The organism is Micromonospora sp. CPCC 205539 (genome assembly GCF_036906815.1).
In the GTDB taxonomy this organism is placed as follows: Bacteria; Actinomycetota; Actinomycetes; order Mycobacteriales; family Micromonosporaceae; genus Micromonospora.
Window position 1 is genome coordinate 11,429 of record NZ_JBAKHW010000033.1, and the last position, 11,489, is coordinate 22,917.

An 11,489-nucleotide genomic window follows, 5' to 3' on the forward strand; every position below is an offset into this window, starting at 1 on the left:
CCGTGGCCGCCGTCCCGGATCCCGCTGGGGTCGACGTCGGCCGCGCCGACGCCCAGGGCTACGCCGCCGAGTGGGCCCGCGCGGTACGCCGCCTCGGTTTCGTGCCGCTCAGCGTGGCCGAGACAGAGCGGCTGCTGCTCGTCCACACCGTTCGGTTGGCCCAGGCGGCGCGGGCCGAGCCGTTCTCGGCGCACCCCGCTGAGGAGATCGGACGCGCGCTCGTCGAGGCACACCTGACGGAGCCCCGAGCGCTGGAGTGGTCGCTGCGCGTCCTCGGCGACGACTTCCCGCGCCGGGTGCTGGCCGTCGACGGCCGGCCGGCGGACCTGACCGAACGGATCGCGGCATTGCAGGGCGGCCTGGCCGCCGGATTCGCCCGCGCGCTGCGCGACCGTACCTTCACCCAGCAGGAGCGGATCGCCCGGTCGGCCTGGCAGGCGCGCGACGAGGTCGAGCAGGCGCTGCGCGACAGTGAGGCGCGGTTCCGGGCGGTCTTCACGGGTGCCGCGATCGGGATCGGCATCGCCGGGGTCGACGGCCAGATCATCGACCTCAACCAGGCGTTCGCCGACATGCTCGGCTACTCGATCGCGGAGCTGCGCGAGACCAACGTGGCGGAGCTGTTCCACCCCGACGACGCCGCCGGCATGTGGGAGCTTTACCAGGAGCTGATCGAGGGCAAGCAGGACTCGGTCCGGGTGGAGAAGCGCTACTACCGCAAGGACGGCACGGTGGTCTGGACGGACCTGGCCGTCTCGCTGATCCGGTACGACGACGGCCGGCCCCGGTTCACCGTCGCGATGATCGAGGACATCACCCAGCGGTACGAACTCCAGCAGCGGCTGCGCTTCCAGGCGCTGCACGATCCGCTGACCGGGTTGCCCAACCGGACGCTGTTCTTCGAGACGCTGGGCCGGGTCCTCGACAACGCCCGGCCCGATCGGCGGGTCGGGGTGTGCTTCCTCGACCTGGACGGCTTCAAGGCGATCAACGACGGTCTCGGCCACGACCTCGGTGACCGGCTGTTGGTGGTGATCGGCCGGCGGCTCGCCGAGTGCGTGGCCGACCACGGTCACCTGGTCGCCCGGATGGGCGGCGACGAGTTCGTCATCCTGGTCGACGGTGGGGACGACATCGACGACGCGGTGGTCGTGGCCGAGGCCGCGCTGGCCGCCGTCGCCGCGCCGGTGCACGTCGGTGACCAGCAGTTGACCGTCTCGGCCAGCGTGGGCATCGTGCAGTGCCCGGCCGGGGAGACGAGCGCCTCGGAGCTGATGAAGGCCGCCGACACGACGCTCTACTGGGCCAAGGCGGCGGGCCGGGGCCGGTGGGCGGTCTACGATCCGGAGCGCAGCGCCCGGGACATCGCCCGTTCGGCGTTGGTCGCCGGGCTGCCGGCGGCACTGGACCGGGGCGAGTTCGTGCTGCACTACCAGCCGATCGTCTCGCTGCTGGAGGGCACGATGCTCGCGGTGGAGGCGCTGGTCCGTTGGGAGCACCCGGAGCTGGGTCTCATCGGGCCGGACGGGTTCATCGGCCTGGCGGAGGAGAGCGGCCTGATCGTGCAACTCGGCGAGTGGGTGCTGCGGCAGAGCTGCCGGGACGCCGAGCGGTGGTCGCGGGAGTTTCCGGACGCCCGGCTCGTGGTCAGCGTCAACCTGGCCGGCCGGCAGGCCGACGACCCCGCGATCGTGGACACCGTGGCCGACGCGTTGCGCACCAGTGGGCTGCCAGCGGAGCTGCTCCAGCTCGAGCTGACCGAGAGCGCCGTGATGGGCAGCGCCGGTGAGCCGCTGCGCAGCCTGCACCGGCTCGCCGCGCTGGGCGTCCGCCTGGCGGTGGACGACTTCGGCACCGGATACTCCAATCTGGCGTACCTGCGCCGGCTGCCGGTGCACTGCCTGAAGCTGGCCGGACCGTTCGTCGAGGGCATCCGCTCCGACGGGACGGACGTCGTGGCCGACCACCGGGACGAGCGGATCGTCGACGCGCTGGTGCGGCTCGCCCACGCGCTGGAGCTGTGGGTCACCGCCGAGGCGGTGGAGACTGAGGTGCAGGCCGAGCGGCTGCGGGCGCTGCGCTGCGACACCGGGCAGGGGCGGTTCTTCGGTGCGCCGGCACCGGCGGCCCGGATCACCGAGCGGCTGCGCGCCGGCGTCCGGCCCGGACCGACGTCGACTCCCGACAGTCAGGTGGCGTGAATGAGCGTGACGGACACCCAGGCGGCGGTCACCGTACTCGCCGGACTGGCCATCCTGTTCGGGCTGGCCGGCGTGGTGGTGCCGGGTCTGCCGGCGCTGCCGCTGTGCTGGGGTGGCGTGCTGGTCTGGGCGCTGTTCGGCGGGGCCGGCGCCGGCCGGTGGGCGGTGCTCGCCGCCGCGACGCTTGTCGCCGCCGGTGGCACCGTCGTCAAGTACGCCTGGCCGGGGCGCAACCTGAAACGCACCGGCGTCCCGACGTCCTCGCTGCTCGCCGGTGGCCTGCTCGGGCTGGTCGGCTTCTTCGTGATCCCGGTGGTCGGGCTGGTGCTCGGCTTCGTCCTCGGGGTCTTCCTCGCCGAGCGGCTCCGGCTGGGAGACTCCCGGCTGGCCTGGCCGTCCACCAAGCAGGCGGTCAAGGCGGCCGGCCTCTCCATGCTGGTCGAGTTCGGTGCCGGGCTGACCGTCGGCGCGCTCTGGGTCGCCGGTCTGCTCCTGACCTGACACCCGCGCGGGGCGGAGCGGGGCGCGCGCGGCGGGGCGGGGCGCGCGGCGCGGCGCGATCAACACGATTTCGGCGATGCGGCGGTGTCCAGGAGCCCGGACAGCGCGACGTCGGTGACCTGGAGACGATCACAGCCGGTATCCGCCGAACACGCACACGAGTGGGGCAGGTGGTTGAGGCACGTACGGGCCTGCGACCGCCCGACGAGCCGGCCAGCGGATCCAGCGAGATCCACAGGAACGGGACCGACTGAATCGTGACTTCCGTGAGCTCATCGACCGTTTGGCCCATCCGCTTCTGCCGAAGGCAGTGCACTTGCTGCGGCGGCCGACGGAAGCGCTTCGGGGCAGTCACATCGGGGCTGAGGTCGGTAGGGTGCCGTCGATGGCGTGCTGGCCATCCCCGGAATTGTCCTCGGCGTGCCCCAAGTGACATCTACCGATTTCAAGGAAGCCCGGCATGAGTAGCCCACGCGAAACCTTCCTCCGACTGGTGAACGGCGTCTGCGACGGTCCGTACGACGACTTGGCCGGCCTATACGCTGAACAAACCCACGTCACGCATCCGTTCCACCCGCTCAACCCGCCGCCACTCACTAGCCGCAGCGACCTGCATGAGCACTTCACCGCTCCGCCTCCAGCCGCCCGGACGCTGAACCGTAAGCCGGTCGACATGACGATTCATGAGACTGCGGACCCGGAGGTGATTGTCGCCGAGTTCGCCTATCAGGGGCGGGTCGCCGAGACAGGTGAGGACTTCACGGTGCCGTGCGTCTTCGTGATGCGTATCCGCGATGGGCTCATCATCGAATCCCGAGATTACATTGACCACGTCGCCAGCGCGCGAGCCTGGGGTCAACTCGACAGCCTCTTGACCGCACTCCGTCCGCGGAAAAGCACCACCATCGAGGGCGCAGTCCAACCCTGATTCACGCCCGACGCCCTGCACTCTCATACCCCGCCGCGAGTCAGCGCGACCATCAACGAGAGCCTCTCCCAACCGCGGGATCAGCCCATCGTGTTGGTAGCGCACAGCAACGCGGGCCTGCTGGTTCCGGTTGTCGTGCAGGCGATGCGTCGTCCGGTCGTCGGGTGTCTCTTCGTCGACGCCCGTCTGCCCCCGCGGGCCGGATCCACGCCCACCGCATCACCCGAGCGGCTGGCCTACCTGCGGACGAAGGCCACGCGGGGCCGGCTGCCGCAGTGGACGACGAGGGGGACGCCGCACCGCTGTTCCCCGATCCGCAGACCCGATGGGCAGTCTGCGGTCGAGGCGGGATTTGAACGACCGCCTCCTGAACTGGGCCCGACACGCCCGATCGCCGCGGTGATCAAGAGGTTTGCGTCAGGCTCACGCCGGATTTTGACGCAAACCTCTTGATCACCGCGCCGGAGCCGGAGCCGGAGCCGCAGCCGGAGCCGCAGCCGCAGCCGGGGCAGGGGCGGGGTGGAGCCGCGGCGGCGGCGGGTGAGAGAGAGGTGAGACGCCCCGCGCCGCCGCGGTGCCGGGCGGTCCGAGTGCCCGGGGTGGGCCCGTCGCGATCGGGCCTGGTCAACGAGGTCAAGCATGCCGCTGAGCCCGTCGCGCGGCAACGCAATTAGCCGCGCCGGTGGTGAGATTCCCACCGCTGACGTATTGACCACCTTGATCGGCGGGACGACACTTTGCCCACTCGCACGCGGAACCACCTCAGGGAGGTGTGCAGTGGCCACGACGCCCGTGCCGACCGCCGAGCAACCCATGGACGACGACGCCCGACGGCTCGCCGAACTCGGCTACAAACAGGAGTTGCACCGCAAGTGGAGTGGCTTCTCCAACTTCGCCATCTCGTTCTCGATCATCTCGATCCTGGCCGGCTGCTTCACCACCTTCGGGCAGGCGTGGAACAACGGCGGGCCGGTCGCCATCTCCTGGGGTTGGCCGCTGATCTCGGTGTTCATCCTGATCATCGGCTTCTGCATGGCGGAGCTGGTGTCGGCGTACCCGACGGCCGGCGGCATCTACTGGTGGGCGGCGACCATGGGTCGACCGGTGCACGGCTGGTTCACCGGTTGGCTGAACCTGATCGGCCTGGTCGCGGTCACCGCCTCGGTCGACTACGGCTGCGCGACCTTCCTCAACCTGACCCTGTCGGCGCTCTTCGACGGCTGGGCCGGCACGCTGCGCCAGGCGTTCATCCTCTTCGTGATCATTTTGGCGCTCCACGGCCTGATCAACGTCTTCGGGCACCGGATCATCGACGTACTCCAGAACGTCTCGGTCTGGTGGCACGTGGCCGGCGCGGCCGTCGTGGTGGCCATCCTGGTCTTCGTCCCGGACAACCACCAGAGCTTCCAGTTCGTGTTCACCGAGCGGTTCAACAACTCCGGCTTCGGCGACGGGGGCACCGGTGGCTGGACCTTCTGGTTCTACGTGCTGCCGCTGGGCTTCCTGCTCACCCAGTACACGATCACCGGCTTCGACGCCTGCGCGCACGTCTCCGAGGAGACCCGGGGCGCCTCGCAGGCCGCCGCTCGTGGGCTGTGGCAGTCGATCTTCTATTCGGCGATCGGCGGCTGGATCCTGCTGCTGGCGTTCCTCTTCGCGGCCACCGACGTGGACGCGATCAACGCCGCCGACGGCTTCTCCGGCGCGATCTTCGAGTCCGCGTTGAGCCCGGTCTTCTTCAAGACCGTCATCATCATCTCCACCATCGGGCAGTTCTTCTGCGGGATGAGCTGCGTGACCTCGATGAGCCGGATGGCGTACGCGTTCAGCCGGGACCGGGCGGTGCCCGGTTGGCGGCTCTGGTCGAAGGTCGACCGCAACGGCACCCCGGCCAACGCGATCATCGGTGCCACGGCGGCCGGCCTGGTGCTCACCCTGCCGGCGCTCTACGAGAGCCCCGGCGGCATCCCGATCGCCTTCTACGCGGTGGTCTCGGTCGCGGTGATCGGGCTGTACCTGTCCTTCCTCATCCCGATCGCGCTACGACTACGGATGGGTGACAGGTTCGTTCCGGGGCCGTGGACGCTGGGGCGAAAGTACAAAATGCTGGGCTGGATCGCGGTGATCGAGATCGCCGTCATCTCGATCTACTTCGTGCTGCCGATCGTGCCCGCCGGGGTGCCCGGCAGCGACGACTTCACCTGGTCGGCGGTGAACTACGCGCCGCTGGCCGTGGGCGGGGTGCTGCTGGTGGTGGCGGTCTGGTGGTACGCCTCGGCCCGCAAGTGGTTCACCGGCCCGGTGCGTACCGTCGAGGACGCGGCGGCCGGCCCTCAGCCGGCGGCGGTCGACGGCTCGGACTAGCCGGCGGCGTGCGGTCCGATGCGACCGGCGGGCGGCGGTTGCCGCTCGCCGGTCACGAACCGGAAGATCCGGTCGTCGCTCGCGGCCGGCGTGCCGCGGCCGTCGCGGTTGCTGGTCGCCACCCAGAGCGAGCCGTCCGGGGCCACCTCGACGGTACGGAGTCGGCCGTACGCACCCACCAACTCGGCGTACGGGGTGCCGACCTGACCAGCGGCGCTGATCGGCACGGTCCACAGCCGGGCACCCCGCAGAGCGGCGACGAAGAGGGTGCCGTTCGCGAAGGCGGCCCCGCTCGGTGAGGCCACCGCCGGAGCCCAGACCACCACCGGTGCGCGGAACCGGGGGTCGGTGCTCGGGCCCTCCACGATCGGCCAGCCGTAGTTGCCGCCCGGGAAGATGCGGTTCACCTCGTCCCAGGTGTTCTGGCCGAACTCGGTGGCGAACAGCCGGCCGGTCGGGTCCCAGGCCAGGCCCTGCACGTTGCGGTGGCCGTAGCTGTACACCGGCGACCCGGGGAACGGGTTGTTCGCCGGGATGGTGCCGTTTGGCCGGATCCGCAGGATCTTGCCGTTCCGGCTGGCCAGGTTCTGCGCGTTGGCGGTGTTGCCGGCATCGCCGACGCCGACGTAGAGCAGCCCGTCGGGGCCGAAGGCGATCCGGCCGCCGTCGTGGACGGCCCCGCGCGCGAGGCCGCTGAGGATCACCTCCTGGGTCTGCGGCGTAGCCAGCCGGAACCGCGCGATCCGGATGTCGGTCGCGGTGGTGAAGCAGACGTAGACCCACCGGTCCGACAGGTACTGCGGCGAGACGGCCAGGCCGAGCAGCCCCGCCTCGCCACCGGCGACCACTCCGGCGATCTGGGCCACCTGCACGGTCGGGCTGCCGGGTCGTACCCGGACCACGGTGCCCCGGTCGCGCTGGGCCACGAGGGCGCTGCCGTCGGGCAGGAAGTCGAGCCCCCAGGGGGCTTGGAGCCCGCTCGCGACGACCTCCGGCTGGGTGAAGTCGTACCCACCGGCACCCAGTGCGATGACCGACCCGTTCGTCGGCTGCACCTCTGCCGCGGCGCTACCCGCCGTGCCCAGCCCGAGAGCGAGTACGGCGGCGGCCGCAATTACTCGAAGACGCATGGAAGCTCCTCGCGTGGTTTGCCGCCGACCGCGCCGGGGGCATTGACGGTGATCCGGATTGCCAGTAGACCTTGGTGATGGAGGCCCGCTGATGAGCAGAACGCCGTTCACGCTGGAAGAGTTGCGGGTCGCCGTCCAGGCCGGTGAGATCGACACCGTCGTCCTGGCCCTGGTCGACATGCAGGGCCGCTTGCAGGGCAAACGGTTTCACGCGCCGTTCTTCCTCGATCAGGTGGTCGAGCACGGCACCGAGGGGTGCAACTACCTGCTCGCCGTCGACGTCGAGATGAACACCGTCGACGGGTACGCGATGTCGAGCTGGGAGCGCGGTTACGGCGACTTCGCGATGGTGCCGGACTTCGGCACGCTCTGTCGGATGCCCTGGCAGCCGGGGTCCGCTCTGCTGCTGGCCGATCTGACCTGGCTGGACGGCTCCGGTGACGTGGTCGCCTCACCCCGGCAGATCCTGCGCCGGCAACTGGCTCGGTTGGCCGAGCACGGGCTCACCGCGTACGCGGGCACCGAGCTGGAGTTCGTTCTGTTCCGCGACTCGTACGAGGACGCCTGGCGGCGCGGCTACCGCGACCTCACCCCGGCGAATCAATACAACGTGGACTACTCGCTGCTGGGCACCGCCCGGGTGGAGCCACTGCTGCGCCGCATCCGCAACGAGATGTACGGCGCCGGGCTGACGCCGGAGAGCCTCAAGGGCGAGTGCAACCTCGGTCAGCACGAGATCGCCTTCCGCTATGACGAGGCGGTGGCCTGCGCCGACCACCACGTGATCTACAAGAACGGGGCCAAGGAGATCGCCGCCCAGGAGGGCATGGCGATCACCTTCATGGCCAAGCCGAACGCGCGGGAGGGCAACTCCTGCCACATCCACTTCTCCCTGCGCGACCGCGACGGCCGCTCGGCGATGCTCGGTGACGGGCCGGCGCACCTGTCCGAGACCGGCCAGCGGGTGCTCGCGGGGCTGCTGGCCACCATGCGGGAGTTCAGCCTGCTCTTCGCCCCGAACATCAACTCCTACAAGCGCTACCAGCCGGGGTCGTTCGCCCCGACGGCGCTGCGCTGGGGCGTGGACAACCGCACCTGTGCGCTGCGGGTGGTCGGGCACGGGCAGGGCATGCGGGTGGAGAATCGGGTGCCCGGGGCCGACGTCAACCCGTACCTGGCGATCGCCGGGCTGGTCGCCGGTGCCCTGCACGGCATCGATCGAGGGCTGGAGTTGGGCGGGGAGTGCACCGGCAACGCGTACGACGACCCCGAGGCCGAGCGGGTGCCGACGACGCTGCCCGAGGCGCTGGCCCTCTGGGAGGCCTCGACGGTGGCCCGCGATGCCTTCGGCGAAGAGGTGGTGGCCCACTACGCCAACCAGGCGAGAGTGGAGATCGCAGCCTTCAACGCGGCGGTCACGGACTGGGAGCTGACGCGTGGCTTCGAACGCCTGTAACCGGAGGTGGGGCGCGTGACCCTGGTCGTGGATCCGAGCAACGGGGTGGGGTTTCGGGAGGTTGCCGGGGCCTCGGTGGACGAGGTCGACTCCGTTGTTGCGCGGGCTTCTCGTGCTTTCGAGAGCTGGCGAAAGGTCGGGGCGGGGGATCGGGCGCGGTTGCTGCGACGGTTCGCCGCTGTCGTGGACGCTCATCTGGGCGAGCTGGCCGCGTTGGAGGTCCGCAACTCCGGGCACACCATCGGCAACGCCCGCTGGGAGGCCGGCAATGTGCGCGACGTCCTGGACTACTACGCCGGGGCACCGGAGCGGCTGACCGGTCGCCAGATTCCGGTGCCGGGCGGTCTGGACGTCACCTTCCACGAGCCGCTGGGCGTGGTCGGGGTGATCGTGCCGTGGAACTTCCCGATGCCGATCGCCGCGTGGGGGTTCGTCCCCGCCCTCGCGGCCGGCAACACCGTGGTGCTCAAGCCCGCCGAGCTGACCCCGCTCACCGCGCTGCGCCTCGCCGAGCTGGCCCGCGAGGCCGGCCTACCCGAGGACGTGTTCACCGTCGTACCGGGCGAGGGCGCCGTGGTGGGGGAGCGGTTCGTCACTCACCCGGCGGTCCGCAAGATCTGCTTCACCGGCTCGACCGAGATCGGCACCCGGATCATGGCCGGGTGCGCCGCCCAGGTGAAGCGGCTCACCCTGGAGCTGGGCGGCAAGAGCGCGAACATCGTGTTCGCCGACGCCGACCTGGAGCGCGCCGCCGCCACCGCGCCGTCCGCGGTCTTCGACAACGCCGGCCAGGACTGCTGCGCACGGTCGCGGATCCTGGTTCAACGCACGGTGTACGACCGCTTCCTGGCACTGCTCGAGCCAGCGGTACGCGCGGTGCGGGTGGAGGACCCCGCCCTGGACACCGCCGAAATGGGTCCCTTGATCTCGGCAGGGCAGCGGGACCGGGTGGCCGGCTACCTGGCCGGGGCGCAGGTCGCCTTCACCGGCTCCTGCCCCGACGGCCCCGGCTTCTGGCACGCCCCGACGGTGCTGCTGGCCGACTCGCCCGCCGACCGCCACTGGCGGGAGGAGATCTTCGGCCCGGTGGTCTCGGTCCTCCCGTTCGACGACGAGGCCGACGCGATCCGGCTGGCCAACGACACCGAGTACGGCCTCTCCGGCTCGATCTGGACCCGGGACGTCGGTCGTGCGCTCCGGCTCGCCCGCGCCGTCGAGGCGGGCAACCTTAGCGTCAACTCGCACTCCTCGGTGCGCTACTGGACCCCGTTCGGTGGGATGAAGCGCTCCGGGCTCGGCCGGGAGCTGGGTCCGGACGCGCTGCACTCGTTCACCGACGTCAAGAACGTGTTCATCGCGACAGAGGAGTGACGCCTGTGCAGGGTCGTTTGCAGGACCGGGTGGCCGTGGTCACCGGAGCGGGCAGCGGGATCGGGTTGGCCACGGTCCGGCGGTTCGCCGCCGAGGGGGCCCGGGTGGTCTGCGTGGACATCGACGTGGCGGCTGGGGAGCGGGCCGCCGAGGAGTGCGGTGGCGAGTTCGTGGCCACCGACGTCGCCGACGAGGCGGAGGTGCGGGCCCTGTTCGACGGGGTGGCCGACCGGCACGGGCGGGTCGACGTCGCGTTCAACAACGCCGGGATCTCACCGCCGGACGACGACTCCATCCTGGACACCGGGTTGGAGGCGTGGGAGCGGGTGCTGCGGGTCAACACCACGAGCGTCTACCTCTGCTGCAAGTACGCCATCCCGCACATGCGCCGGCAGGGCAAGGGATCGATCATCAACACCGCCTCGTTCGTGGCGCTGATGGGTGCCGCGACGTCGCAGATCGCGTACACCGCCAGCAAGGGCGGGGTCCTGGCCATGACCCGGGAGCTGGGTGTGCAGTTCGCCCGCGAGGGCATCCGGGTCAACGCGCTCTGCCCCGGCCCGGTGGCGACGCCGCTGCTGCTGGACCTCTTCGCCGCCGACCCGGAGCGGGCCGCCCGTCGGCTGGTGCACGTGCCGATGGGCCGGTTCGGGGCACCGGAGGAGATCGCCGCCGCGGTGGCGTTCCTGGCCAGCGACGACGCGTCGTTCATGACCGCCGCGCAGTTCGTGGTCGACGGCGGGATCACCGGCGCCTACGTAACCCCGCTATGACCCGTCCGCTGATCGGGATCAGCGCGTACGTCGAGCCCGCTACGTGGGCGGTCTGGCGGGGCGTGTCGGCGGTACTGGTGCCTGAGGCGTACGTGCGGGCGGTGACCGCCGCTGGCGGCCGAGCGGTGGTGCTGCCCCCGGACGACGAGGACGGCGACGTGCTGCGGGTGCTCGACGGGCTGCTGCTGGCCGGCGGTGCCGATGTCGGCCCGGGCCGGTACGGCCAGCCGACCGACCCGCGGACCGAGGACCGTCCGGACCGGGACGCGGGCGAGCTGACCCTGCTGGCCGCCGCGCTCGCCGCGGACCTGCCGGTGTTGGGTGTCTGTCGGGGGATGCAGCTGCTCGCCGTCGCCTACGGCGGCGCCCTGCACCAGCACCTGCCGGACGTGGTCGGTCACGAGGCGCACCGTCCGGCGCCCGGCGTCTACGGCGCCCATCCGGTGCGGTTCGCGCCGGGCAGCCTGGCGGCGACGGTGCTGGCCGGGGTGGACCGGGTCAACTCGTACCACCACCAGGCCGTCGCCGACCCGGGTCGCCTCACGGTCACCGGCTGGGCCGCGGACGGTGTGATCGAGGCCGTCGAGGATCCGGCCCGGCCATTCGTGCTCGGGGTGCAGTGGCATCCGGAGAACGAGCCCGATTCCCACCCGATCACCGCGCTGGTCCGGGCGGCCAGCCATCCGTCGGTGACGGTGCCGGGCCACCGTTTTTGACGTGACATTGCTCGCACTCTCCGTACACGACGGCTGGTGCGAGGGCCGA

9 protein-coding genes are annotated in these 11,489 nt (G+C 71.0%); 8 read left to right on the forward strand and 1 reads right to left on the reverse strand.

Annotated elements, in window-relative coordinates:
- Positions 1-2 precede the first annotated feature (2 nt).
- The 4 genes from V6V47_RS24815 (at position 3) to V6V47_RS24830 (ending at position 5,994) form a co-directional block, all read left to right on the forward strand.
- Positions 3-2,201: a putative bifunctional diguanylate cyclase/phosphodiesterase gene (locus tag V6V47_RS24815; RefSeq protein WP_334630762.1), complete on the forward strand. Its 2,199-nt coding sequence runs from the start codon at positions 3-5 to the stop codon at positions 2,199-2,201.
- The gene (locus tag V6V47_RS24820) at positions 2,202-2,702 is read left to right on the forward strand and encodes a DUF456 domain-containing protein (RefSeq protein ID WP_334630763.1); all 501 of its coding nucleotides are present in this window, start codon (positions 2,202-2,204) and stop codon (positions 2,700-2,702) included.
- Between the two features lie 460 nt (positions 2,703-3,162).
- Complete coding sequence (locus tag V6V47_RS24825) at positions 3,163-3,630, forward strand: nuclear transport factor 2 family protein (RefSeq protein ID WP_334630764.1); 468 nt, start codon at positions 3,163-3,165, stop codon at positions 3,628-3,630.
- A gap of 777 nt (positions 3,631-4,407) precedes the next feature.
- On the forward strand, positions 4,408-5,994 hold the full coding sequence (locus V6V47_RS24830; protein ID WP_334630765.1) for an amino acid permease: 1,587 nt from the start codon (positions 4,408-4,410) through the stop codon (positions 5,992-5,994).
- On the opposite strand, the gene V6V47_RS24835 is transcribed toward V6V47_RS24830, so the two are convergent.
- Positions 5,991-7,124, reverse strand: coding sequence for a PQQ-dependent sugar dehydrogenase (locus tag V6V47_RS24835; protein ID WP_334630766.1), 1,134 nt, complete (start codon positions 7,122-7,124; stop codon positions 5,991-5,993). The two genes, V6V47_RS24830 and V6V47_RS24835, sit on opposite strands and share 4 nt — an antisense overlap.
- 91 nt (positions 7,125-7,215) lie before the next feature.
- On the opposite strand from V6V47_RS24835, the gene V6V47_RS24840 reads away from it, so the two are divergent.
- The 4 genes from V6V47_RS24840 to V6V47_RS24855 are packed head-to-tail and all read left to right on the forward strand — an operon-like array spanning position 7,216 to position 11,440.
- Positions 7,216-8,580: a glutamine synthetase family protein gene (locus tag V6V47_RS24840; RefSeq protein WP_334630767.1), complete on the forward strand. Its 1,365-nt coding sequence runs from the start codon at positions 7,216-7,218 to the stop codon at positions 8,578-8,580.
- Between the two features lie 15 nt (positions 8,581-8,595).
- Entirely contained in the window at positions 8,596-9,951 is a 1,356-nt protein-coding gene (locus V6V47_RS24845; RefSeq protein WP_334630768.1) for an aldehyde dehydrogenase family protein, read from the forward strand.
- Between the two features lie 5 nt (positions 9,952-9,956).
- Entirely contained in the window at positions 9,957-10,724 is a 768-nt protein-coding gene (locus tag V6V47_RS24850) for a 3-oxoacyl-ACP reductase (protein WP_334630769.1), read from the forward strand.
- Positions 10,721-11,440, forward strand: a complete 720-nt coding sequence (locus V6V47_RS24855; RefSeq protein WP_334630770.1) for a gamma-glutamyl-gamma-aminobutyrate hydrolase family protein — start codon at positions 10,721-10,723, stop codon at positions 11,438-11,440. The genes V6V47_RS24850 and V6V47_RS24855 overlap by 4 nt, the downstream gene beginning before the upstream one ends.
- Positions 11,441-11,489: the final 49 nt, after the last annotated feature.

Bases quoted from the DNA above. Each gene is read 5' to 3' on its own strand.
- V6V47_RS24820 (WP_334630763.1), top strand. From the start codon at position 2,202: ATGAGCGTGACGGACACCCAGGCGGCGGTCACCGTACTCGCCGGACTG.
- V6V47_RS24840 (WP_334630767.1), top strand. From the start codon at position 7,216: ATGAGCAGAACGCCGTTCACGCTGGAAGAGTTGCGGGTCGCCGTCCAG.
- V6V47_RS24835 (WP_334630766.1), bottom strand. From the start codon at position 7,124: ATGCGTCTTCGAGTAATTGCGGCCGCCGCCGTACTCGCTCTCGGGCTG.
- V6V47_RS24855 (WP_334630770.1), top strand. From the start codon at position 10,721: ATGACCCGTCCGCTGATCGGGATCAGCGCGTACGTCGAGCCCGCTACG.
- V6V47_RS24825 (WP_334630764.1), top strand. From the start codon at position 3,163: ATGAGTAGCCCACGCGAAACCTTCCTCCGACTGGTGAACGGCGTCTGC.